Genomic DNA, 23,329 nt, shown 5'->3' on the forward strand with positions numbered 1-23,329 from the left:
GTTGGCCCTTTGCCGCCGACGTGTCGAATTCAAAGCTGCGACCAACCACCATCGACCGGCAGTTCGGCCCCAGTCGTGAAGGTTGCCTCGAACGCGAGGAAGAGAACGGCCTTGGCGATTTCCTCCGAAGTTCCGAAGCGCTTCATGGGAATCATGCCGATCGTCTTCTCCCTAACCTGGGCGGCCACGTTTTTATCGGGAAACACTTTGTCGAGGATCGGCGTGTCGATGGGACCGGGCGATACGGCGTTGACGCGAATCTCGCTAGGAACCAACTCAGCAGCGAGCGTCCGAGCGAATGATCGCAGCGCAGCCTTGGCGGCTCCATATGTGACCTGGCCAGGCAGTCCCTTGACATTGGCGACGGAGGTCGTGTGGACGACAGAGCCTCCCCGGTTGATCAGCGGCACGAGCTTCTGGATCGCGAAAAATGGTCCTTTGGAATTCAGGTTGAACATCTCGTCGTAGATGGCCTCCGTCACGCTATCGAGAGGCGTTGGAATGCTGAACCCGGCGTTGACAAAAAGCAGGTCAAAGGTCTCGAACTCGGCTTTCACCCGAGAGGCGAGGGCGTCGATGTCCGTCAGCGACCGCGCGTCGCTCGAAACCACGATGGCGTTCTTTCCAAGCTCTTTTTGCACCGATTCCAGACCAGCCTTCGAGCGACCCGTCACCACAACGCGCGCTTCCCCATCGAGGAGCGCATCTTTGCCGTCGCGAGGCCCATGCCGGTCGTACCGCCGATAACCACTGCTCGCTTTTCTCCATACCGTTCCATGGTGCTTTCCTCCGTTAGGGTTGTCTTGCTAGTTTTGAACTGTTTTGTACGATATTTGGCGAAAAGGATGCGAGGTTCGACAAGTTGACGCCCGAGACATTGACGACGGCCTGCCACGCGGCTTCTTGATTAGCGCCATCGAGGAGGTGTGGGTGGCGCTGCGCCTCAATTGGGCCTGAGAACTTCCCTTGAGCCGAGGCGAAGAATTGCCCTGAGACGTCGGTCCCGAACTCCGCCGCCTGAAGGTACCGACGGGCTGCGGTATCCGGCGTCTGATTCATGCCGGGAATAAGGTTCGCGAGTGGGATAAACAGATACTTCACGGCCAGGCTAGCTTTTCGCGAAACCTTGGTAGCGGTCGCCGCACCGGGTGAGACAGCGTACACTGCCATGCCGGAGGGTAGCCGACGCGCCAGCGCCGCAGCCCACCAAGCAACGATGAGCTTCGCGTCGGCATACGCATTGTTGGGAACATACTTCACGTTCGGCCCGTTGCGCAGCAGGGCTTCCATAGCAGCGGCCAGGTCGCCTCCGTGGTATTTGGCAGCGAGTGCGTCCACGTCGGTGTACTTGAACATGGGTACGCCCCCTCGGGCAGGTTCCGCGCTGGCAATAACAATCCGCGCGTTGGGGCTCAGCAGGTTGGCGCGGAGCAGTCCGACAGCCAATTGATGATGGCCGATGAGCGGGGCCTGAGAAGCCTCGACGCCCGCCGCAGTGATCACTCGCTGCTTACCCGGGACCATCCCGGCATTGAGCAGTAGGAAATCAATCGGCTGACCTCGCTTGACGAGTTCAGCGAGGGCGGATTGAACGCTGGTCGGCTCGTCGAGCTCCAGCTCCAGCGGCGTGAATACCTGTGTCCTGGTCTGAGCCGCGAGCTGAGCGGCTGTTTCTTGAACCCGGGCCAACCTGCGCCCGGTGACGATGATTTGACGGTAGCCGTTGGTGGCGAGCAAGCGGGCTGCCTCATGACCGACCCCGGAGGTGGTGCCGGTGACGAGCGCGATTGAATGTTCCATGGGCGTCTCCGTGTCAAAGGGTATGGTCGAGTCGTAAGGCCCTGCGAGGCCAAGGTCGGCTTGATAATTTAGAACTATTCGGTTATAAATTGATGCGATGGTAATTGTCAATGAGTTTTGAACCAAATGATTCAAAATACCGCTAGGCCAGTGGGACGACCGCGCAGCTTCGACGAGACGCGGGCGCTGGAAAAGGCGACTCAGGTGTTCTGGTCGAAAGGCTACGACGGAGTGACGATTGACGATCTCGTCACCGGGATGGGTGTGGGACGGCCGAGCCTGTATGCCGTCTTTGGGGACAAGCGGGCGATATTCTTGCGGGTCCTTAAGGCGTACGCAGAACGGAAGGGCGCAGCAGCCGCGAAGGCACTCCTTTCGCCACAGAGTCTTCGCGACTCGATCGCGGACTTTCTGAAGTACGCCGTCGAAAGTGCGACCCAGAAGGGGTCCGCCCGGGGCTGTCTTATGATTTGCGTCGCGCCGCTTGTGAACGACGCTGAGGTTCAGCGGTTCCTGCAGAGCGCGGTCGCGGGCGGTGCGGCGCTGGTGGAGCGCCGTTTCCGGGACGCGATCAGCGCGGGAGAAATCCCACCTGACTTTCCGGTCGCCGCGCGCGCAACCCAAGTCACGGATTTAGCGCGTGGGCTGACCATGCGTGCGCAGCTAGGCATGCCGCGCAAGACGCTCCTCAAAGATGCCGAGGTAGCGGCCGACTTGGTGCTCCTACCGCCACGCGTCAGACGGATTATCGGAGAAATTCACTGAGAAATGACCACGCAACTGACATGAGCGGCGGACCCGGGGTGTCTCGTCGTCTGATGAACGAAATGGCGACGTGGTCTATCGACTCCAAGCGCGCCGATGAAAACACAACAGTTTTTTCACTTGCTGCGCACTTGCGGGACGGATATTTCACTTCCAAAGGAAGTGCTGGTTGCTCGACGCCCTTTGGCATTTAAGTCGGCGGTCGTCTGTGGCTGATTCAGCCGCTGTTCGTGCCGGAGGCGAGTGTCCGAACCGTGCGAGCAGGCGATATGACTCATTCCCATTTGCGAATGCCCTCATTGACCCGTACCCCCTGTGAACGTCAGTGAAGCGACCTGCAGCCGCCGCACAGCGGCTGATCGGCGACCGACCGCTTTGGCCGATCAGCCGCCGGCCGTCTCAGTTAGGCAGTTCATGCATGGCCAATTCCAGCACCTCGGGTTTCTCTGTTGCCGAAATACGACACCGATATGCCAACGAGTTGCGAGGGAATTCAGCGTAGTTTTTGGCGTAGGTTTGGGAGCGGAGGCCTGTCAGGAAAGGCCGCTTCACTACTTCGACGAGAACGAATAACAGGAAGTTGAGACCTGTCCGGGTTCGTCCATATTGAGCCAATGCCTTGGCGTTACGCATTAGATGCCGGTCGTCTTCCTGAAAACACCGCGAATTGGTGGAAGGAAGTTCTACGAGGGCAACTGAAGAGCAAAGGGCGCAAGATTGAAGGCAAATACACCGGGACACAGAAAAGGGTGCTATCGGTAGACGAGCTTGGCACATTGATTCGGTGGTTGCCGAATTTCAGTCTGACCGTCGCTGATGCCTTGACGCTCTACCTCTGGACAGGCACGAGGGGGGCTCGTCAGTATGGACCGCACCGAGATCGCGGACGAAGGCGACGGTCTTTGGTGGACGATCCCCAGGCAAAAGACCAAAGTGCCACACAACGAGAAAGCAACGGATCTGCGCGTGCCGCTGATAGGCCGCGCCGAAGTAATCGTGCGGCGACGCCTCGATCAGGCCAAGGGAAAGGTTCTATTTCCTTCCTCGCGCGGGGTGGCGATGGATCAGACCGTGGTCCAGCACGGCGTCTACTACCATCAGCCTTACTGCAAGATTGCTCCGAACCATGATCGACCTCGTTTGCCCGTCACGCATTGGTCAGCTCATGATCTTCGACGCACCACCCGGAATATCCGGCGTGGCCGGAATTCCTGATTACCGAATTGCAGGTTGGATATCGTCTCGCCGGGCTGGACGCGACGGGAGAGCATGTTTGAATCGGCCGAAGGGAGACCGGCACGTTGGCGGAATCCGCTGGCGGCGAGATGTGTTGTGTGGAAGTCAGTGGAGCATCGTGACCGGCGTTGAGGACAGGCGCCATAGCTTTGCAAGCACCGTCCATCTGTGAAAAAATCCAAGGCGGCTAGCATCGAGCACGACGATGTCGGCATGATCCTTAGCCGCGTACTTCGCGATCGTTCGCTCCGGCGGTCCGAAGACACGCTTCCAGGTGTAGGGTACGCCGGACTCGTCGAGGATCGCGCGCGTTTGCATCAGCGCATCGCTTGATCGCTCCCTCTCGAGTTTGCGCAACGCGGACCGCGAATGGAATGCTGCCACGCGACCTTGTGCCAGGTCGTCAAGGACTTCGATCACCTCCACCTCTGATACGCATTTTTCGGAAAACAGGAACGCTCCATGGCGCGCCGCTTCTAGAGCGCCCTTGTCGTCCAGTACTGGAATGAGCAACTTCAGCACATCAATTCTCCTTTACGAGCACGTCGGGCGGCTCTTGGCTTAATTGAAGCACGGAGAGCACTGCGACGACGTAAAAGCCGAAAGCCGACGCATAAAAATTGCGTCAAATTCTGATCGCTATCCGAATCCAGCAGCAAGTCCCACCGAGTTTTCCAGGCGAAGCTTGTTGGCTACCTGACGCCGACCAGCCGATATCCGACGCCTGTCTCAGTCACGATGTGTTCGGGCTGTGCCGGATTGCGCTCGAGCTTATGCCGCAGGTGACCCATATAGATCCGCAAATAATGTGCGTTTTCCGCATGAGAAGGTCCCCAGACCTCCTGGAGAAGCTGGTGATGCGTCATCACGCAGCCCGCGTGGCGCACGAGCGCAACGAGCAGCCGGTACTCGAGCGGCGTCAGATGGACAATTTCGCGGTCGCACTGTACCGACCTCGCTACCAGGTCGACAGTGATTGAACCGAAGGACACCGTGGCCGACTCTGCAATCACACAGCGATTCTGCCTTCGCAGCAGCGCGCGAATCCGTGCCTCCAATTCCGCAACGCTGAACGGCTTCGTCAGATAATCGTCCGCGCCGGCGTTGAGCGCCGCGACCTTTTCTTCATCGCGGGTACGCCCCGACAGGACGACGATAGGCACGTCGGACCATTCGCGCAGTTGCCGGATCACGTCGAGACCGTCGATATCCGGAAGTCCGAGATTGACGATCACGAGATCCGGCCTCGCGCTTGCCGTCATCGCAATCCCTTCCTGTCCTGTGTTGACATCGAGGACGCGCATCGCCTCTTCCTGCAGCGACATCCGCACGTACCGGCAAATATGCGGGTCGTCTTCGATCAGTACGACTGTAACGAACGGGTCGCTCATGACGCCTGGGTGCGGTTCATGGCTCGCCGGGTACGTTTTTCGACTGCTGCTGCGCCGTGCCTTCGTCGAGCGCATCTGCGGCGTCCCCGATTTCTCCCGGTGGGGCCTCGTCAGCCGGCAACATGAACCAGAAACAGGCGCCGAGCACGTTTCCGTTCGGATCGGTGCGATTTGCCGCGCCAATTTTTCCTCCATGCGCCTCGACGATGGCGCGGCAAATCGCAAGACCCAGACCTATGCCGGGTAATGCCGATTCTTTCTCACCTCGGGTGAACTTGTCGAATATGCGGGATTCCATGCCGGGGGGCAGACCCGGTCCGCTGTCTTCCACCTTGACTCTCACATAACGATTGCCATTCTCCTGGACGGCGGATGCATTGACGAAGATGGGCGACCCGGCGGGTGTGTACTTCGCGGCATTGTCGAGCAGGTTGGCGAAGAGTCGTTCGATCAGTACGGCATCGAGTTGGACCAGCGGAAGATCGGACCGCACATGTGTCGATACCTTGCGCCCGGAGAGCGGACGGCGCGAAGCTGCAAGCGCGGCGCCGATCACTTCTTCGAGCGACGACCATTGGCGGTTCAGTCGCATGCTGCCTTCCTGAAGACGTACCATGTCGAGCAGGTTGGTCACAATGGCGGTCATCCGCATCGCCTCGTCATAGATTGCCTCGCCGAGTTCATTGGGAGCACGCTGCTCGTCCTTTTGAACGTAGCCCGGCTCCGCCAGCAAAGAGGCGAAGCCCACGATCGCGGTCAACGGCGTACGCAAATCGTGCGAGATCGCGGACAGCAGGGAATTGCGCAGACGTTCCGACTCCATGCTGACCAGCGCGTCCTGTGCGATCTCGACATAATGAACGCGCTCGAGCGCGAGCGCGATCTGGGCCGCAAACGTGTCGAGCATGCGGCGCTGTTCCGGTGTTGCAAACCCTTCCATCGCCGGGGATAGCAGTGCGAGGACGCCGCGTGTACGCATCGGCGCGCGCAGCGGCAGGTAGAGTGCCGCGGTTGCCGGTAGCGTTTCTGTTCCGTGGCCGGCCGGCTTTTGCTGGTCATAGACCCACTGCGCGATATCGCAATCGAGTTCCCCTTCGGCCAGCGTCACAGCGGGGTCCGGATTTTCAACCTTCTGCCGCACCTTTTCGGCGCTGTCGGGCAACAGGATCGCGACGCGCGCCTGAAAAACCTCGGCGACATGGCGCGTGCCGATCTCGAGGATCAGGGCGGTGGTGAGGGCTGCGCCGAGCTCGCGTGTCATCGCGAACATCGCATCGGTCCGGCGCTCGCGTATCGTTGCGACATGAGCCTGTCGCCGCAGACTGGACGTCAGATGGCTGATCGTCAGCGATGTCAGAAGCATCACCGCGAACGTCAACAGATACTGTGTGTCCGATACGGAAAATGAAAGCCGGGGTGGAACGAAAAAGAAGTCAAACGCGGCCACGCCGAGAAACGAAAGCAGCACGCCTGGCCCACGGCCCAGACGCACTGCCGTAAAGATCGTGCCAAGCAGATACAGCATGACGAGATTTGCCAGCGCGATCCTGTCCACCAGAAGAGTGGCGACAGCAGTGATCACCGCGCAGATCGCCACCGCATACCCATAGGAAACCAGCGGCAACCCGCGTTGATCCTCGGCCGGTGCGACAAAGCTGCCTGCCGCGCCGCGAGGGGCGGCGGATTCACGCACCGCACCCGAATTGATCAGCGAGATATCTATATCACCGGCTGCGCGGATCAGACGCTCGGTCGTGGACCGTCCCAGCCATCCGCGCCATCCGCGCAACACGGCTGCGCCCACGACGAGTTTCGACACATTGCGCATGCGCGCATAGGCAATCAGCGTCTTTGCGACCTGCTCGCCCTGCAACGTGACGGTTTCCGCGCCCAGATCGGCTGCGAGCTTGAGTGCGTCGAGCGTACGTCCGCGTATCGCATCGGGAAGCCGCTGAAGTTTCGGCGTCTCGACATAGACTGCCAGCCAATCAGCCCTAAGGTTCGACGCGAGCCGCGCCGCCGCACGTACGAGATTGCTGCTGTCCGGTCCGGCACCGACACACACGATAATGCGCTCGCGCGCCTGCCAGATACGCTCGATCGACTGATCCGCACGATACTCGCGCATCTGCGCATCCACGCGGTCGGCGGTGCGGCGCAACGCGAGTTCGCGCAGCGCGATCAGATTGCCCTTGCGGAAGAAATTGCGGACGGCGTGCTCCGCCTGCTGCGGCATATAAACCTTGCCATCACGCATGCGATCGAGAAGTTCCTCCGGCGGCAGGTCGACCAGCGTCACTTCGTCCGCGAGATCGAACACGCGGTCGGGTACCGTTTCCCACACGCGGATGCCGGTGATCTGACCGACCACGTCGTTCAGGCTCTCGAGATGCTGGACATTGACGGTCGTATATACGTCGATGCCGGCGTCGAGCAGTTCATGCACATCCTGCCAGCGCTTCAGATGCCGGCTGCCCTGGACATTCGAATGCGCCAGCTCGTCGACGAGAATCAGCTGCGGCTTGCGCGCGAGTGCTGCGTCGAGATCGAACTCGGCAAGCAGGCGTCCGCGATATTCGATTCGCGCGGGCGCAATGACCTCCAGCCCCTCGATCAGGGCGAGCGTTTCCTTGCGTCCATGTGTTTCGACGATTCCGACGACGACATCGACGCCTTCCTCCTTGCGGTATCTGGCAGCCTGCAACATCGCAAACGTCTTGCCGACTCCGGCCGATGCGCCAAAGAACACCTTGAGCCGGCCGCGCTGGCTTTTTTCTTCATCGCGCTGGATGCGGTCCAGCAGTTCGTCGGGATCAGGCCGGTTCATCACACCCCCTGCGGGTTATCCCGTCATCATGTCGTCGAGGTTCATACGTTTGCTATATGCCGTGCGCTGTCGGCCTGGGGAAACTCAATGCATCGGCTTGAGCTGGTCGAGTGCGAGGTTGAGTTTCAGCACGTTCACGCGACGCTCGCCCAATACGCCAAGTTGCCGACCCGACGTGTTCTGTGCGATCAGTTCGTTGATCTGCTGCTCAGACAGCCCGCGCGCCTTTGCAACGCGAGCCGCCTGATACGCGGCGGCAGCCGGTGAAATATCCGGATCGAGACCGCTGCCCGATGACGTGACCAGATCGACAGGCACAGGCGTTGTGTTGGACGGATCGGCGGCGTGAAGCGCTGCGAGGCGTCCCTTTACTTCATCGGCTAGGGCGGGGTTGGTGGCGCTCAGGTTCGAGCCGCCCGAGTTTTGCGCGTTGTACGGGTTCGGCGTCGTGGCCGACAACCGTCCCCAGAAGTAATAGGGCGCGTCGAACTGCTGGCCGATGATTTCCGAGCCGACTGCCTTGCCGTCCTTCTCGATGAAGCTGCCGCTGGCCTGATGCGGGAACAGCACTTGTCCGACCGCTGTTACGACAAGCGGATAGACGATGCCCGTGATCACCGTCAGGAACACAAACAGAACCAGCACGGGGCGCAATGAATTCTTCATGGTCGTGTACTCAAGCGTTCTTTCCATTCAGCCAGATCCGGATGCGGGGATCGGGCGGTCACAGTTTTCCAGGTGCTTCAGACCCATCCAAACGCGGCCAGTATCATGTCGATCAGCTTGATGAACGGGAAGGGCAGGATAATGCCGCCCAGGCCATAGATCAGCAGGTTGCGCCGCAGCAGCGCCGCCGCACCCAGCGCACGATATCTGACGCCCTTCAACGCAAGCGGGATCAGGAACACAATGATCAGCGCATTGAAAATTACCGCCGACAGGATCGCCGACGACGGGGACGTAAGACGCATGACATCCAGTACGCGCAGTTGCGGGTAGGTCGAAGCGAACGCGGCCGGAATGATCGCAAAGTACTTCGCGACGTCATTGGCGATCGAGAACGTCGTCAGCGATCCGCGCGTCATCAGCATCTGTTTGCCGATCTCGACGATTTCGATCAGCTTGGTCGGATTCGAGTCGAGATCAACCATGTTGCCGGCTTCCTTGGCGGCCTGTGTGCCCGAGTTCATCGCTACCGCGACATCGGCCTGCGCGAGCGCGGGGGCATCGTTGGTGCCGTCGCCCGTCATCGCAACGAGCCGTCCTTCAGCCTGGTGCTCCCGAATCATCCTCAGCTTGGCCTCGGGCGTCGCTTCGGCAAGGAAGTCGTCGACACCGGCTTCAGCTGCAATCGCCGCAGCCGTCAGCCGGTTGTCACCCGTGATCATCACGGTCTTGATGCCCATCCTGCGCAGTTCCGCAAAGCGCTCCTTGATACCGCCCTTGACGATATCCTTCAGTTCGATCACGCCGAGAACGCGTGCCGGGCCGCTACCCTCGCTGTCGTGACCACCGGGTTTGTCGGCAACGACCAGCGGTGTACTGCCGCGCCGTGCAACATCGGTCACCGCGGCGTTGACTTCCGCGGGATAACGGCCACCGTGCGCCTCGACATACTGTTTCACTGCTTCGGATGCGCCCTTGCGGATCTCCCGGTTCGGCAGATCGACTCCGCTCATCCGCGTTTGCGCGGTGAACCCGAGGAACGTTGCGTGGAGCGACGCCATGTCGCGCTCGCGCATATTGAAGCGTTGCTTCGCCAGCACGGAGATGCTACGGCCTTCCGGCGTTTCGTCGGCGAGCGAGGCGAGTTGCGACGCATCGGCGAGATCATGCTCCGACACACCCGGTGCCGGTATGAAGGTAGATGCCTGGCGGTTGCCGAGCGTGATCGTGCCGGTCTTGTCGAGCAGCAGGACGTCGACGTCGCCGGCGGCCTCGACCGCACGCCCCGACGTCGCAATCACGTTCGCCTGCATCATCCGGCTCATCCCCGCGACACCAATCGCCGACAGCAAACCGCCAATCGTGGTCGGGATCAGGCAGACAAGCAGGGCGACAAGCGCGGTGATCGTCACGACCTGACCTGCTTTCGCGGCTTGCACCGAGAACATCGAAAACGGCAGCAGCGTCGCGGTGGCGAACAGCAGGACGAGCGTCAACGCAACCAGCAGGATCGTCAGCGCGATTTCGTTTGGCGTCTTCTGCCGCTTGGCTCCTTCGACCATCGCGATCATCCGGTCGAGGAAGGCTTCACCGGGGTTGACGGTGACCCGCACGACGATCCAGTCCGAAAGGACCCGCGTGCCGCCCGTGACCGATGAAAAGTCACCGCCTGACTCACGGATGACGGGCGCGGATTCGCCCGTGATCGCCGACTCATCGACTGACGCGACGCCTTCGATGACTTCGCCGTCGGCCGGAATCGTATCCCCGGTCTCGACCAGCACGACATCGTCCTTGCGCAGATCGGTCGATGCCATCAAGCGCACGGCTGCTTTCGGATGCGGTTCGTTGAGTTTCTTGGCCATCACGTTGTGCTTCGCACTGCGCAGCGACGCCGCCTGCGCTTTCGAGCGTCCTTCCGCAAGTGCCTCGGCGAAGTTTGCAAACAACACCGTAAACCACAACCACAACGTAATGGCGAGGATAAAGCCCGCTGGCGCTTCGGCTTGCCCGGCGAGGGCGGCCACCCATAGGATGGTCGTGAGAATGCTGCCCACGTACACGCAGAACATCACGGGATTGCGCAACTGCGTGCGTGGCGTCAGCTTTTTGAACGAATCGACAATCGCGGGTTTCACGAGCGCCGGATCGAACATCGAGCGTGCGGCGGTACGTGCCTGGCCAAGGTTGTCGGGGCGATGGACAGGCGGTTCAATGGAAGTGGTCATGCTTTCCTCGAATTCAGTGACCTGAAATCATCGACAGATGTTCGACGACCGGGCCCAGTGCAAGCGCGGGCACGAAGGTGAGCGCACCGATCAGCAGCACGGAGCCGAGCAGCAGCACGACGAACAGCGGTCCATGCGTGGGCAGCGTGCCTTCCGTGGTCGCAATGCGTTTCTTTTCCGCAAGGGACCCGGCAATCGCGAGGACTGCGACTACCGGAACGAATCGGCCCAGCCACATCGCGATAGCCAGCAGCACGTTATAGAACGGTGTATTGACAGAGAGTCCCGCGAACGCACTGCCGTTGTTGTTGGTGGCCGACGTGAACGCGTAGAGGATCTCCGAGAACCCGTGTGCCCCCGGGTTGGCGATGCCGGCAGTGCCGAGCGGAGACAGCACACCGATCGACGTACCTGTCAGCACGATCATCGGCATGACGAGTATCGCGATTGCCACCATCTTCATCTCATAGGATTCGATCTTCTTGCCGATGTATTCGGGCGTTCTCCCGATCATCAGCCCGGCGATGAATACCCCCAGCAGCGCAAAGACGAGCATCCCGTAGAGGCCCGACCCCACGCCGCCGAAAACCACTTCGCCCAGTTGCATCATCAGGAGCGGCACGAAGCCGCCCATGGGCGTCAGTGAGTCGTGCGCGTTGTTGACCGCGCCGCACGATGCGGAGGTGGTGGCAACCGTGAAGATGCCAGAATCGGCGATGCCGAAGCGCGTTTCCTTGCCTTCCATGTTGCCGCCCGGCTGCATCGCAGAAGAGCTTTGATCGACGTGCAACGACGCGAACAGGGGATTACCGGACTGTTCAAAGCTGATTTCGCCCCAGCACGCGATCACGAACGCGATGGTCATTGCGGCGAGTACCGCATAGCCCTGCCGGCTGTCCCCGACCGTTCTGCCAAACACGATGCATAAGGCCGCGCCAATGCCCAGCATCGCCACCATCTGAACAAAATTGGCCAGCGGCGTCGGGTTCTCATAGGGATGAGCGGAATTTGCATTAAAGAATCCGCCACCGTTGGTGCCAAGCATCTTGATGGCTTCCTGTGACGCCAGCGGGCCCATGGCGATGGTTTGTTTGTCGGCCTTCACGTCCTGCATGACGGGGTTGCCCTTCGCGTCCTTGACCGCATTGCCCTGCGCGTCGGTCTTTGGCACCTGATAGGTCGTGACCTGAACCGTCGGCACATCGACGTATGACCTGAAATTCTGGATCGCCCCCTGGCTGATGAACACCAGCGCTATCACGAACGCGATCGGTATGAGGATGAACAGCGTGGTGCGCGTCAGATCGACCCAGAAATTGCCGATCGTCTTGACGGTGTGACGGGCAAAGCCGCGTATCAGCGCAATGGCCACCGCAATACCCGTCGCTGCGGACAGGAAGTTCTGCACGGTGAGCGCCGCCATCTGGGTGAGGTAGCTGACCGTGGATTCCGGCGTATAGTTTTGCCAGTTAGTATTGGTCGCGAAACTCACTGCGGTGTTGAAAGCGGCGTCTGGCGTCATCGGACCAAAACCCTGCGGGTTGGCCGGCAGCCATTGTTGCAGCCGCAGAAAGCCGTACACGGCGAGCGTGCCAAGCGCATTGAAAATGAGTACGGCGAACGCGTACTCCTTCCACGACATTTCAGCGTCGGGATCGACCCCTGCAAGCCGGTAAAGAATTCGTTCAACCGGTCGCCCAAGCTTGCGTACGACAACCGATGAACCGTCAAGCACAGCGCTCATATAGTGGCCGAGCGGGATCGCGACCGCGATCAGCACCACGACGAAGAGTGCCAGATAGAGGGTGTTATGCGCGTTCATTCCAGGTCCTCCGCACGCAGCAGCGCGTACACGAGGTAGACAAGCAATAGAAGCGTCGCAGCAGAGGCGAGCCAGATCATCCATGCGTTCATGGCCGGCCCCCCGATACGCGCCGATGCAGTTTTTCGCAGCCGTTGACGAGCGCGAGGCAAAGTCCGCAGAAGACAACGATGCCGGCGATGTAGATCACGTCCATCTCCGTTCTCCATAACTGACCCGGCACAGCCGGAAGGCAGCGAGAATCGCCACTGTCCAAACTAGGCGAGGCGAAGTAAAAAATGTGTAAATTCGCAAGGATGGCCGATCCGGAGTTCTGACACAGGCAATTTTTCCGGTTGCAGACTGCGGGGTACGAGTAAGTGAACCGCTTAACGCGCAACTGTCCTCTAGTACGGCTAGATATGAACGTCGTAAATGGACGGGGCATGGTGTTGGATACGGCACGCGCCAGACGCGAATCCACGCACTAGTGGGTGAGCACCATGCTCAATTGTTCGGCGATTGGTCCCAGCGCGAGCGCTGGGAGGTAAGTCAGTGAGGCAACCATGACGACCGTGCCAACGAGCAACCCGACGAAGAGCCCAGTGTGCGTCGGCAGCGTACCCGGACCCGCCGTGCGCCGCAGTTTGCCCGCGAGCGATCCGGCAATCGCCAGCACTGGGACGATTACGGCGAACCGGCCGAACCACATGGCAATGGCGAGCATCCAGTTGTAGTACCGAGTATTGGCGGACAGGCCCGCGAACGCGCTACCGTTATTGTTCGCCGCTGAAGAAAACGCATAGAGAATTTCGCTGAACCCGTGCGCGCCGGGGTTCGCGATACCCGCGACTCCAGCAGGTAACAGCACGGAAATCGCAGTGCCGGCGAGCACCAGCATCGGCGTCGCGAGAAGCGCGACTGCGACCATCTTCATCTCGAATGCGTCGATTTTCTTGCCGAGATATTCCGGTGCACGCCCGATCATCAGTCCAGCAACGAAGACGGCCAGGATCGCATAGACGACCATGCTGAAGAGGCCGGAGCCCGGTCCGCCGAACACGACTTCGCCCGTCTGCATCAGCACCATCGGCACGAGTCCGCCAACCGGCGTGAACGAGTCGTGCATCGCATTGACGGCGCCGTCGCCGCCGCTCGTCGTCACGGTGGCGTAAAGCGCCGAGGTCACGACGCCGAACCGTTGCTCCTTGCCTTCCATGTTGCCGCCCTGAATGACGGCACTGTGTGTCGCACCGGCTCCCGGCGCGAATAGATGCGTGACGCCATGCTGTTCCGCGTGAATCGTAATCGCAGCGGCGACGACGAACATCGCGCTCATCGCGGCGAGCAGCGCCCAGCCTTGCCGCCGGTCACCGACCACCACACCAAACGTGTAGCACAGCGCGGCCGGAATCAGCAGGATCGCAAGCATCTGCAGAAAGTTGCTGAACGGGGTGGGGTTTTCGTAGGGATGCGCGGAATTTGCGTTGTAGAAGCCGCCGCCATCGCCGCTCAACAGCTTGATCGATTCCTGCGAGGCGACGGGGCCCATCGGCAGCAGTTGTTGTTGCGATGTGATGGACTGCTGCAGCACGTTGCCCGCAGCGTCGTGCATGGGCTGGCCCTGCGTATCCAGTTTGGGCTGCTGCCACGTGACGGCCTGCAACGTGTGAACTTCGCGAGACGCGTCGAAGTTCTGGATCACGCCTTGCCCGATGAAGGCCAGTGCGAACGCGGCCGAAAGCGGCAACAGCACATAGAGCGTGGAGCGGGTCAGATCCACCCACAGATTGCCGACGGTCTGCGCGCCACGCCTCGCGAGCCCCCGCATCAGCGCGAACATCACGGCCATGCCGCTCGCGGCGGAGAGGAAGCTTTGCACGGTAATTCCGAGCATCTGGCTCAGGTAGCTCAATGTTGCTTCACCTGAGTAGCCCTGCCAGCTCGTATTCGTCACGAAGCTGACAGCCGTGTTGAATGCGGAATCCGGGCTCACGGCCGGCAGCGTCTGGGGATTGAGCGGCAGCCATTGCTGCACGCGTTGCACCGCATACAGGAAGAACAGGCCCACGGCATTCACGAGAAGCAGCGCGACCGCGTAGGTCTTCCAGTCCATCTCGGCGTTCGGATCAATGCCGGCGGCGCGATAGATCAGCCGCTCGAGCGGCCGCCCGAACCGGGCAAGCAACGGTGCCTGGCCGTCGGCCGCGCGCGCCATATAAAGCCCGAGCGGCTTCACGAGTGCGATCAGGACGACTAGGAACAGACCAATCTGAAAGCCGGCACTTGCAATCATGCCCCTCCCCGCAGACACCGCAGAAGGAAAAGCGGTGTTCCATCTGTATTTCAGCTCGTGAGACGTCAATTCGATGAAAAGACCGTAGTGCGCCTCGTAAAAATCTCGTCAATGCGGGATCGGGAGAGCGTTGTTTGTCGTGTCAGGCGGTTCCTGCGAGTTCCGGGTTCAGTTCAATGTGCAGCACAACGAGCCAGCGTCGAGGACATTTCTCGGCGATCTTCAGCACGTCTTCTCCGGTGGTGGCATGGCGCTGGCCGACATAGCCTTTCTCCACGGCGTTGCACCACGCACGCTGCGCGTCAGTCCGAAGCCAGGAGCTGACAAGTCCGCACGTCACACAGCTGAAGATCAGCGTGTCCATCATCGTCAGGCCGGAATCGACCTGCTGCGCAAAAAACACGAAGGCGGTGGTCAACACCTGATTGGCGGCGACGGTCAGGAGCACGAGCTTGCGCCAGCCGCGCGCACGCATTGCCGTCTTCTGGCGAGCGCTGTCCTGCACATCGTTCGGTCCTCGATTGTCATTGCGACGCGGAGGTTCGTGCATACGGCTGCGCTTCACGCGGCAAAGCGGACGAAGCGAGCGCTGGGGAGCGCGATCTGATGGGTCCACGCGGCCAGCGTTCGCGCAACCACGGGCGCCTTGCTGAGAATCGCGCTCTCGTAGACCTTTCCGGCGAAATGCACCGCGTCGACAATGCGAAATCCCTGGCGGCGATAGAAGGCGACCAGGTGCGCTGCCGGATATGGTGTGTCGAGGGCGAGTTCCGAGTAGCCGCGCGTCGCGGCCCAGTGTTCGGCGAATGCCAGAAGTGATTTGCCAATGCCGCGGTTGTGCCATGACGGATCGACGGCCAGTTGTCGGATCGTCGCGACGTCGCGCCGATGATAATGTTCACAGGCCGATTCACTGTCGGGCGCATACAGTGTCATCGTGCCGACCACCTTCTCGTCGCTGACCACCACAAAGCAGTCGCCGGCCTGCGCGCGCCGCGCCGTGACAGCCACATCCTGATCCACACAGGTACAGTTCAGTCCCATCGTGCCGAGCCGCGAAAACGCAAGATGCAGCATCGTGGTGAGCTGAGCGTATGAGTCGCACGACGGATCGAAGCGTCTCAGCACCACATTGCGAATACCCCGTTTGATGTGAGCTAGGGGAATGTGTTCAGCGCCGGTCGTACGTGGCCTCGACATGAGATCTCTCCAGACTTTCGTTTCTTTTCCGCAGTCTAGGGTTGGCCTCGGCGTGCCACAAGAAAAAATGTCGTAAAGAGTGTGGCGAGGCAGCACGTCTATACGGTCGATACGTTTGCAGCTCCCCAGATTTACACCATTTTTATTTTGGCCGTTCTATACCTGTAGCGAACCTGCAGAGACAGGCGGGCACACCGTGCGTGACACTGGGATTCGCGGTTGTGCTGGTGTGCGGTATCTATCCCGGCATCCTGTGGGTCATCGGCCAAACGGCGTTCCGGTTTCAGGCGAACGGCAGCATCGTGGATGGTCCCGACGGGAAGCCGGTTGGTTCGCTACTGATCGCCCAGCCGTTCACGAAGGATGAATACTTCCAGTCGCGGCCATCGGCGGTCTCATACGATGCCTCGGCGTCGGGGTCATCGACGTTGGGCGCTGCGAACTACGCGCCGTTTGCCGGGCTGGTCGGCGAGCCTCTTGTCAACGTTCTCGAGATTAACCTCGAGCTGCGCCACCGGTATGGTCCGCCTGCATAGTCGCTGCCAAAAGCCGCGGAATCGAACAAAAAGGGCAACGGTAAATCGAGGCACAACATGAAACACTCTCTGGCAGGCCTGAAGGCCCTCTTTGTTCTGAGACACATCGCATCTCATCGCGCGTCCCAGCCGGCTACAGGCCGCGATGTGGTGATGCGCATCACGCTCGACGCACGGCATGCGATGCCGTTGCGTCTGGCGTTGATCCGCGACTGCGCCGGCCAGTCGTGGACGATCCGCATGACGCCACTGCACGGAACGGACCGGGTGCGACTCATACTTTACCTGCCGAGATCGGCGTTGAAGGAGGCGATGCAGCGCGTGACCCATCTGGCGCCGACCGCGGAGATTGCGCAATTGCTGGAAGTGCCAGATACACCCACCGATAGGTGGAGCAAGCTGATACAACGCCCGGAGTCGCCGCATGCCGACGCCCTTGGCGGACGGAAGGGACGAGTTACGGACGGGGATACGATCGCACAGTTGCTGACCGAAAATCATGTCTGGCTCAATCTGGCGGCTGCTGATCGCGAATCGCTTTTCGCACGTCTTGCACAACTACTGGAGCAACGCTATGGCCTGGAGGCACCGGCCGTGATGGCCGGCCTTTCTGCTCGCGAAGCTTTGGGCTCGACTGCACTCGGTCAGGGTGTGGCCGTGCCTCACGGCCAGATCAAAGGACTGCAGGGTCCCGTGGTGCTGTATGTGCGTCCTGTCATGCCGATTCCATTCGATGCGCCGGACGGCGAGCCCGTGACCGACCTGGTAGTGCTGTTTGTGCCGGAGTGGGCGAACATGACGCATCTGCATTTACTCGCTGAAGTGGCTGAGCGCTTTTGTGACCAACGGTTCCGGGAGCGACTCCGCGCCTGCGCGGACCCGCACGCTGTATGTCAACTCTTTGCCGATTTCGAGGCGCAAGATGCTGCGGTACGTGACGGACCGGGAGCAAGGCAGTTCAATGCAACGTCAACTGTAAGCAAGATTCGTCCACACACCTAACGGTCCCGTTTGTGTTCTTCAGAAGTAGTCTTTCGCCTCGAGGAAACGAAGAAGCGCTTTGTACTGTTCCCCAACGGTTGGTGGTCGAATTGGAGCGGTTTTGATCCTATCGTTCGTTACTCATTTTGTGTGCCCAGCAATATCGCAAAACGCTGCATATGCATGCCAACGCGGCGCGCATAGCCCTTTTCGCCGCCGCTGTACCGCCACAGCGCGGCGTTAACGTCGCCCCCGGAAGCGTCAAGGTAATCGCGCAATATCGACGAGCCGATGCGGACATTGACGGCGGGATCGTCGAGTTCGTTGACGCTAGCGAACGCCTGCGGATGGGCGGCGGGCAGTATCTGCATCAGCCCACGTGCACCGACCGCGCTCACCGCATGCGGGTCGAAGCCGGATTCGACAGCCATCACCGACAACAGCAGAATAGGGGACATCGAATAGCGGTTCGCTTCGGTCAGGACAGCGTGTGCAATCTTCAACGAGTCAGCAGCCGACACGCGAAACTGCGCGCGCAGCGCTGCGACGATGTCGTCGGGCCTCGAAAAGGGACGAGCCTCGCTTGCAGCAGAGGCGCCTAACGTTTGCGCATGCGCGTAGTGCAAGAGGCTGCATAGTGCGAGGGCCACCGTCATCAAGGCAAGGCGCAATATTGCGTACTTCCGACATGCTTTGGCAACACCAGGTTTATGTTCGTGCATATGATCAGGGAGGAGCCCGGATGCAAGCACTGTAAAGACGATATCGTTGAAGTTTTCCAAAAAAATCAGTAGTGCACGTAAAAATCGGATAAACCTCATAAAGGCTGGAGGGTGTTAGAGGGTCATCTTCGTCAGGCATCGGGTGGCCGTCGGCACGGCGCATTAAGGGGCAACCCGGTGAATCAGGTGGAACGCGTCGGCAGAAACAGAACGTTTATGGAGCGCCGAATCCCTTTTACGCGATTTTTAGATTGAGTGTCGTAAGCTCTAGTGCATGGAAAGTCGCAATGCTCCAACAGGTCTACCGCATGTCTACTTTGGTGCGCTTTACACTTCGAACCAGTCGTCGAAATCCGGACGATTCTGGAATGGGATTTGATCGCCAGTGCGCACGTCTGCAATTCATGCGCGCGATCGGTACCGCGGGTGCGCTCGTTGCCTGTCTCGCGGTCGCGTCGGGCTGGGCCGTTGTTGGCCTTGCTGCATACCTCGCATCGCTTGCGCCGCTGATCATCCTTTCCCGGTGAGGCAGGAGGCGCTATGCGGTGCACGCCCACTTCGATAACAACTGACGCCGATTCGGACGGATGCGAAGCACGCGTGGGAGGACGCGGTCGAATCTGGGTTCGTCAGCCCCGCCGCGATAGCCCGCGGCAGCGCGGTCGTGATCCGGCCGGAATGCCCGCGCCACTGGCTCGTCGTGCTGCATGTGGAATGGGAGGACGGATTTGCCGCGGCAGAGTAGTTTTGGGTCTTTAGGATGTTTTTAATTGCCGGTCCGCCACTGCGTAATTGAATATCCAAAAATGAAGCCGTTCATATGAGCGCCATCTGAAGTTCCCGTCCCCCGAATAGTTTCGCTGCCTGACAGGCAGGACGTCTGCGTCTCTTTCCTTTGAGCCACCGTCTTGCAAATCAGCCAGGCGGTGCACATCGTAATTACTTTCCAGGTATCTTATCGCGCCACGTAGATAGTGGTATTGCGACTGTCCGTGGGCGAAGTGCGGCCACTTCGAACCTTGCACGGGTTTCGGTAGCAAGCAAGCGGAATCTGGCCGCGTGTCCGACTTGCGTCGTGCGTCATGCGGAGTCATCGCAGCGCATGTGGTTGCCGCAAAGGGGCTGACATCGCTCCATTTAAGAAGGAATGCTGATGAAAAAAACAGGTGTAGAGAATCCGGAGTCAGGTTCGCCGCGTCTGAGCGCGCACGAGATGGCGGCATTGATGCTGCTCGCCAATGCGCCGGTCAAGGTCGACGTGGAAGTGGAGGATCTTGACATGACTGCGCTTCACGATGCGGGACTCGCGCAACGGATTGAGCGCGAACCGGGTTGGCAGGAATTTTCGATTACGAACGAGGGCAGGGATTTATTGCGGGTGCTTGGTGCATTGACCACTCCCCAAGACGCCACCGAATGGTTGGCCCAATCCGGCACGTTATGAACGTAGTGGCGGCGGGACAATTGGCCATGATCGCGAGAACTGCGGCGGCGCTCTTGGAAGGGGTGGAGGGCTTGTTCGGCTAGACGGCACCGTTATGCTTGCCGGCCAGGGTATTTCGCTCTCCAACTCGCCGCTGGCTCCGCTCCGGATTGCCGATGGCTTCGACGGAAACGACGAGGCGCCCCACCAGAATTCGGACTTCGTCCTGCTCGGCATCAGCAGCGCGGTTGCACGCGGGGACGATAGTCTCTTGTCATTTCATGATTTCACGCAGCGCGAGGCCAGTTGCAACCGTCTTCTACTACCATCGCTCTATCAGCGACTCGGCCAATTGGGAGCAGCATGAGACCGGTTGACGGGGGTCTTTTCGATGCTGTGTTTTGCCAACCGATGTCGTAGGGCGTCGCAGGTATCCGAGGGATTATCAGCGACGAGGCATCGTGAAGGGCGGTCGCACTACGGAATCTGCCGTTCGCCAAGAAACGCTGCGAACGTCTCACAACGGAAAAACTTGTTCATTGACGTGAGTTCCTTGGAGATGCATGGTTTGGACGATCTTTCTTGGCTAGTAACTGCTTGTCCGGCCATGCATGGCCAAGTCCAGCGCCTCCGGTTTCTCTGTTGCCGAAATGCGACACCAATATGCGAAGGAGTTGCGAGGGAATTAAGCGTAGTTTTTGGCATAGGTATGCGGGCGGAGGCCCGTCCGGGAAGTGTTCCGTTGAGGCCGGTAAGTGCCCGCGCGAAGCGCGATGACTTGCTACCTTGATCGGAGGTTTCAAGGCGGCGAACCAGCTGTCGATTGGGAAAGGACCGCTCCCCGTTCCGCCGCCCGGCAGCCTACCCGGGAGCCTGTGTTTCCGCCTGCGTGGCCTCGTGCCGCCGTCCGATCGCGATCGCGCGCTTCACCGGTTCGCTTTCCCGCACTTGCGCCACGACAAATTCAACAAATGCCGTGACGCGTGGCGGCAGATGCCTGCGAGCGGGGTAGTAGACGCAGATGTCGCTGCGCCGCTCGGCGCATCCCGGCAGTACATGCTTCAGTCTGCCGGCGTCGATCAACGGCGCCGCGTGATGTGCGCCCAACAGGGCGATGCCACAGCCCGCGACGGCGAGTTCGGTCAAGGCCTCGGTGTCCGTCACGACGAGCCGGGAGCGAGGCTGAAGCACGATCTCCCTCGTGCGCGCCTGAAACTTCCACGTCTGAATTCGTCCGGTATTCGGCGAACGAAACGAAACAAGCTCGTGGTGCTCCAGCTCTTCGACGGACGAGGGCTCCCCATGCCGTTCAAGGTATGCCGGCGCCGCGCAGAGAATCAACGTCAACGGTGCGAGCGTTCGCGCGACCACACTCGAATCCGTATCCTTGAGCTGACCGATCGCGCAGTCATAGCCCTCCGAAATCAGGTCCACGCGGCGATTATCGAAACGCAGATCGAGCTCGATCTGGGGGAAGCGCTCCCTGAATCGGCCCAGCACGGGCAGCAGCGCCGCGCGACTGAATGCGATCGGCAACGATACCTTCACGGCTCCGCTCAACTGCGTTTCGTCGGATGACAACGTCGTGATTGCGTCCTCGATCTGCTGCGTCGGCTGCCGCACCTGCGCGTAGAGCCGCCGCCCTTGCTCGGTGACCGACAGCTGCCGCGTGGTCCGCTGAAACAGCCGGCAGCCGACCAGCGCCTCGAGCATGCCAATCTGTTTGCTCACAGCGCCGGGTGTGACCCCGAGCTGGCGGCCGGCGGCCGAGAAATTCGCCAGATCGACCGTCGCGGTAAAGGTCTTCAATGCCCGCAAGAGGTCAATCGAGCTGGCTCCGTCCGCTTTCATTTTGCACCTCCGCTCACAACTGTTTTCTCTCCGGGTAGCATAGACGAGCACTGCCCCGGCGCTGAAAATGGTCTCCACTTGGCAACAGTCAGGAGATCGATCATGGTCCAGGAAGCGACGGCGCTCCCGCGGCGCAAGTGCATGCCGCGCGGTCAGCTTCTTATCGACGGCAACTGGCGTGACGCATCCGACGGATCAACCCTTTCGAGCATTGATCCGACCACCGAAGGGACGGTCGTGGAGTTCGCGAAGGCGACCGTGACGGACGCCGACGCGGCGGTCAAAGCAGCACGCAGGGCATTCGAGACTGGCGCCTGGCGGCGCATGCATCATGAAGCGCGGGCAAGAATCCTGTTTCGCGTGGCCGACCTGCTCGAAGAGCGGGCGGAAGATTTCGCGTTGCGTGAATCGATGGATATGGGCATGCCGTACCGCGATTTCGTCGACGTCATCATGCCCCACTGCGCGGGCCTTTTCCGTTTCTTCGGCGGGATCGCGATGCACGCGATGGGAGGCGCCTATCGCACGTCATACGAACCACACATCCGTATCCTGACGCGTCGCGAACCGCTAGGCGTGGTCGCAGCGATCACGCCTTTCAATTTTCCGCTGGCGCTCACCTGCTCGAAAGTTGCGCCGGCGTTGGCAGCCGGCAACACCCTCGTGCACAAGCCGGCGTCCGATACGCCACTGACCGCGCTCGCGCTCGCTCAGGTGATGCTCGATGCAGGGGTGCCGGAAGGCGTCTACAACCTGATCACGGGACCCGGCGGATCGCTCGGCGACGCGCTCGTGAAACACCCGCTCGTCGACAAGATCGCCTTTACCGGTTCGACCGCTGTCGGCCAGACGATTATGCGCAACGGCGCGGACACGCTGAAACACACGACGATGGAACTCGGCGGCAAGTCGCCGAACATCGTGTTTGCAGATGCCGATGTGGATGCGGCAGTCCAGACGGCCTTCTGGGGTGTCTTCTGGAACAAGGGCGAAGTCTGCGTCGCCGGTTCGCGACTGCTCGTGGAGCGGCCGGTCTACGACGAGGTCGTCGAAAAGCTGGCGCGGATGGCGCAGGCCGCCGTGCTGGGCGATCCGCTCGATCCGCGCACACAGGTCGGGCCGATTGCGTCGAGGGCGGAATTCGACAAGGTGCAGCGGTACATCGACGCCGGCAAGTCATCGACGGCCCGCCTCGTAGCCGGCGGCGGCACCCGCCGGATCAACGGCAAGGGGCTCTTCATCGAGCCCACGGTGTTTGCCGACGCGACGAGCGATATGGTCATCAGCCGCGAGGAGATTTTCGGACCGGTGCTGCCGGTCATTCCGTTCCAGGGCGAACAGGAGGCCGTGCGCATCGCGAATGACACGCCGTATGGGCTCGCCTCAGGCATCCAGACTCGCGATCTGGGCCGCGCATTGCGGCTCGCGGATCGCATCGAGGCCGGCACGGTCTGGATCAACACCTGGCACAAGTACCACCCGAGCGGACCCTTCGGCGGCTACAAGATGTCAGGCTACGGCCGCGAGCAAGGTGCCGAAGCGCTCGAGAGCTATACGCAATACAAGTCCATCTGGGCAAACATTTCGCAGGCCTGACGATAGGTAG

The 23,329-nt window shown here is 60.5% G+C and carries 21 protein-coding genes and 1 pseudogene; 8 read left to right on the forward strand and 14 right to left on the reverse strand.

Annotation, left to right across the window (positions count from 1 at the left end):
- Window positions 1-29 precede the first annotated feature (29 nt).
- Window positions 30-641 (reverse strand): SDR family oxidoreductase, encoded by a 612-nt coding sequence (locus tag AB3X86_RS31510; protein WP_368598974.1) that lies wholly within the window; start codon window positions 639-641, stop codon window positions 30-32.
- A gap of 151 nt (window positions 642-792) precedes the next feature.
- Window positions 793-1,800: an SDR family NAD(P)-dependent oxidoreductase gene (locus tag AB3X86_RS31515; RefSeq protein WP_368598975.1), complete on the reverse strand. Its 1,008-nt coding sequence runs from the start codon at window positions 1,798-1,800 to the stop codon at window positions 793-795.
- Window positions 1,801-1,926: 126 nt separating this feature from the next.
- On the opposite strand from AB3X86_RS31515, the gene AB3X86_RS31520 reads away from it, so the two are divergent.
- A complete protein-coding gene (locus AB3X86_RS31520; RefSeq protein WP_368598976.1) occupies window positions 1,927-2,565 on the forward strand; it encodes a TetR/AcrR family transcriptional regulator in 639 nt (212 codons plus the stop codon).
- A 620-nt stretch (window positions 2,566-3,185) separates the two neighbouring features.
- Window positions 3,186-3,759: pseudogene (locus tag AB3X86_RS31525) on the forward strand (alpha/beta hydrolase); the annotation flags it as partial.
- Between the two features lie 147 nt (window positions 3,760-3,906).
- Here the strand turns inward: AB3X86_RS31525 and AB3X86_RS31530 are convergent.
- From AB3X86_RS31530 to AB3X86_RS31575, 10 genes are all read right to left on the reverse strand, one after another.
- A complete protein-coding gene (locus AB3X86_RS31530; RefSeq protein WP_368598977.1) occupies window positions 3,907-4,323 on the reverse strand; it encodes a universal stress protein in 417 nt (138 codons plus the stop codon).
- A 170-nt stretch (window positions 4,324-4,493) separates the two neighbouring features.
- Complete coding sequence (locus tag AB3X86_RS31535; protein WP_368598978.1) at window positions 4,494-5,192, reverse strand: response regulator; 699 nt, start codon at window positions 5,190-5,192, stop codon at window positions 4,494-4,496.
- A 16-nt stretch (window positions 5,193-5,208) separates the two neighbouring features.
- Window positions 5,209-8,019 (reverse strand): DUF4118 domain-containing protein, encoded by a 2,811-nt coding sequence (locus AB3X86_RS31540; protein ID WP_368598979.1) that lies wholly within the window; start codon window positions 8,017-8,019, stop codon window positions 5,209-5,211.
- An 84-nt stretch (window positions 8,020-8,103) separates the two neighbouring features.
- Window positions 8,104-8,685, reverse strand: a complete 582-nt coding sequence (gene kdpC, locus AB3X86_RS31545; RefSeq protein WP_368599017.1) for a potassium-transporting ATPase subunit KdpC — start codon at window positions 8,683-8,685, stop codon at window positions 8,104-8,106.
- A 77-nt stretch (window positions 8,686-8,762) separates the two neighbouring features.
- On the reverse strand, window positions 8,763-10,841 hold the full coding sequence (kdpB, locus tag AB3X86_RS31550; RefSeq protein ID WP_368599018.1) for a potassium-transporting ATPase subunit KdpB: 2,079 nt from the start codon (window positions 10,839-10,841) through the stop codon (window positions 8,763-8,765).
- An 85-nt stretch (window positions 10,842-10,926) separates the two neighbouring features.
- On the reverse strand, window positions 10,927-12,735 hold the full coding sequence (gene kdpA, locus AB3X86_RS31555; RefSeq protein ID WP_368599019.1) for a potassium-transporting ATPase subunit KdpA: 1,809 nt from the start codon (window positions 12,733-12,735) through the stop codon (window positions 10,927-10,929).
- Complete coding sequence (locus AB3X86_RS31560) at window positions 12,732-12,827, reverse strand: potassium-transporting ATPase subunit F (RefSeq protein WP_008918365.1); 96 nt, start codon at window positions 12,825-12,827, stop codon at window positions 12,732-12,734. Before AB3X86_RS31560 ends, kdpA (AB3X86_RS31555) begins: the two co-directional genes overlap by 4 nt.
- Window positions 12,828-13,201: 374 nt before the next feature.
- A complete protein-coding gene (gene kdpA, locus AB3X86_RS31565; RefSeq protein ID WP_368598980.1) occupies window positions 13,202-15,010 on the reverse strand; it encodes a potassium-transporting ATPase subunit KdpA in 1,809 nt (602 codons plus the stop codon).
- A gap of 142 nt (window positions 15,011-15,152) precedes the next feature.
- Window positions 15,153-15,515 carry a hypothetical protein gene (locus AB3X86_RS31570; protein WP_368598981.1) on the reverse strand — a complete coding sequence of 121 codons (363 nt, stop codon included), beginning with the start codon at window positions 15,513-15,515 and terminating at the stop codon, window positions 15,153-15,155.
- A gap of 56 nt (window positions 15,516-15,571) precedes the next feature.
- On the reverse strand, window positions 15,572-16,210 hold the full coding sequence (locus tag AB3X86_RS31575; RefSeq protein WP_368599020.1) for a GNAT family N-acetyltransferase: 639 nt from the start codon (window positions 16,208-16,210) through the stop codon (window positions 15,572-15,574).
- Between the two features lie 200 nt (window positions 16,211-16,410).
- On the opposite strand from AB3X86_RS31575, the gene AB3X86_RS31580 reads away from it, so the two are divergent.
- Entirely contained in the window at window positions 16,411-16,746 is a 336-nt protein-coding gene (locus AB3X86_RS31580) for a potassium-transporting ATPase subunit C (RefSeq protein WP_368598982.1), read from the forward strand.
- A gap of 57 nt (window positions 16,747-16,803) precedes the next feature.
- Window positions 16,804-17,748, forward strand: coding sequence for a PTS sugar transporter subunit IIA (locus AB3X86_RS31585; protein WP_368598983.1), 945 nt, complete (start codon window positions 16,804-16,806; stop codon window positions 17,746-17,748).
- Window positions 17,749-17,864: 116 nt separating this feature from the next.
- Here the strand turns inward: AB3X86_RS31585 and AB3X86_RS31590 are convergent, their stop codons facing one another.
- The gene (locus AB3X86_RS31590) at window positions 17,865-18,509 is read right to left on the reverse strand and encodes a lytic transglycosylase domain-containing protein (protein ID WP_368598984.1); all 645 of its coding nucleotides are present in this window, start codon (window positions 18,507-18,509) and stop codon (window positions 17,865-17,867) included.
- 227 nt (window positions 18,510-18,736) lie between these two features.
- Here AB3X86_RS31590 and AB3X86_RS31595 point away from each other — a divergent pair, with 227 nt between their 5' ends.
- From AB3X86_RS31595 to AB3X86_RS31605, 3 genes are all read left to right on the forward strand, one after another.
- On the forward strand, window positions 18,737-18,976 hold the full coding sequence (locus AB3X86_RS31595; protein ID WP_368598985.1) for a hypothetical protein: 240 nt from the start codon (window positions 18,737-18,739) through the stop codon (window positions 18,974-18,976).
- A gap of 626 nt (window positions 18,977-19,602) precedes the next feature.
- Window positions 19,603-19,893, forward strand: a complete 291-nt coding sequence (locus AB3X86_RS31600) for a hypothetical protein (RefSeq protein ID WP_368598986.1) — start codon at window positions 19,603-19,605, stop codon at window positions 19,891-19,893.
- Between the two features lie 94 nt (window positions 19,894-19,987).
- A complete protein-coding gene (locus AB3X86_RS31605) occupies window positions 19,988-20,239 on the forward strand; it encodes a hypothetical protein (RefSeq protein WP_368598987.1) in 252 nt (83 codons plus the stop codon).
- A 494-nt stretch (window positions 20,240-20,733) separates the two neighbouring features.
- Here AB3X86_RS31605 and AB3X86_RS31610 read toward each other — a convergent pair whose 3' ends face one another.
- On the reverse strand, window positions 20,734-21,801 hold the full coding sequence (locus tag AB3X86_RS31610; RefSeq protein ID WP_368598988.1) for a LysR family transcriptional regulator: 1,068 nt from the start codon (window positions 21,799-21,801) through the stop codon (window positions 20,734-20,736).
- Between the two features lie 24 nt (window positions 21,802-21,825).
- Between AB3X86_RS31610 and AB3X86_RS31615 the strand changes: the two genes are divergently transcribed.
- Complete coding sequence (locus AB3X86_RS31615) at window positions 21,826-23,319, forward strand: aldehyde dehydrogenase (protein WP_368598989.1); 1,494 nt, start codon at window positions 21,826-21,828, stop codon at window positions 23,317-23,319.
- Window positions 23,320-23,329 lie beyond the last annotated feature (10 nt).

It is taken from the genome of Paraburkholderia sp. BR14374, from assembly GCF_040948685.1.
Classification (GTDB): Bacteria; Pseudomonadota; Gammaproteobacteria; order Burkholderiales; family Burkholderiaceae; genus Paraburkholderia; species Paraburkholderia youngii.

What these genes read in the sequence shown, in the direction of transcription:
- AB3X86_RS31515 (WP_368598975.1), bottom strand. Translation starts at nt 1,800, where the DNA reads ATGGAACATTCAATCGCGCTCGTCACCGGCACCACCTCCGGGGTCGGT.
- AB3X86_RS31520 (WP_368598976.1), top strand. Translation starts at nt 1,927, where the DNA reads ATGATTCAAAATACCGCTAGGCCAGTGGGACGACCGCGCAGCTTCGAC.
- AB3X86_RS31535 (WP_368598978.1), bottom strand. Translation starts at nt 5,192, where the DNA reads ATGAGCGACCCGTTCGTTACAGTCGTACTGATCGAAGACGACCCGCAT.
- AB3X86_RS31540 (WP_368598979.1), bottom strand. Translation starts at nt 8,019, where the DNA reads ATGAACCGGCCTGATCCCGACGAACTGCTGGACCGCATCCAGCGCGAT.
- kdpC (WP_368599017.1), bottom strand. Translation starts at nt 8,685, where the DNA reads ATGAAGAATTCATTGCGCCCCGTGCTGGTTCTGTTTGTGTTCCTGACG.
- kdpB (WP_368599018.1), bottom strand. Translation starts at nt 10,841, where the DNA reads ATGTTCGATCCGGCGCTCGTGAAACCCGCGATTGTCGATTCGTTCAAA.
- kdpA (WP_368599019.1), bottom strand. Translation starts at nt 12,735, where the DNA reads ATGAACGCGCATAACACCCTCTATCTGGCACTCTTCGTCGTGGTGCTG.
- AB3X86_RS31560 (WP_008918365.1), bottom strand. Translation starts at nt 12,827, where the DNA reads ATGAACGCATGGATGATCTGGCTCGCCTCTGCTGCGACGCTTCTATTG.
- kdpA (WP_368598980.1), bottom strand. Translation starts at nt 15,010, where the DNA reads ATGATTGCAAGTGCCGGCTTTCAGATTGGTCTGTTCCTAGTCGTCCTG.
- AB3X86_RS31575 (WP_368599020.1), bottom strand. Translation starts at nt 16,210, where the DNA reads ATGTCGAGGCCACGTACGACCGGCGCTGAACACATTCCCCTAGCTCAC.
- AB3X86_RS31585 (WP_368598983.1), top strand. Translation starts at nt 16,804, where the DNA reads ATGAAACACTCTCTGGCAGGCCTGAAGGCCCTCTTTGTTCTGAGACAC.
- AB3X86_RS31595 (WP_368598985.1), top strand. Translation starts at nt 18,737, where the DNA reads ATGCTCCAACAGGTCTACCGCATGTCTACTTTGGTGCGCTTTACACTT.
- AB3X86_RS31600 (WP_368598986.1), top strand. Translation starts at nt 19,603, where the DNA reads ATGAAAAAAACAGGTGTAGAGAATCCGGAGTCAGGTTCGCCGCGTCTG.
- AB3X86_RS31605 (WP_368598987.1), top strand. Translation starts at nt 19,988, where the DNA reads ATGCTTGCCGGCCAGGGTATTTCGCTCTCCAACTCGCCGCTGGCTCCG.
- AB3X86_RS31615 (WP_368598989.1), top strand. Translation starts at nt 21,826, where the DNA reads ATGGTCCAGGAAGCGACGGCGCTCCCGCGGCGCAAGTGCATGCCGCGC.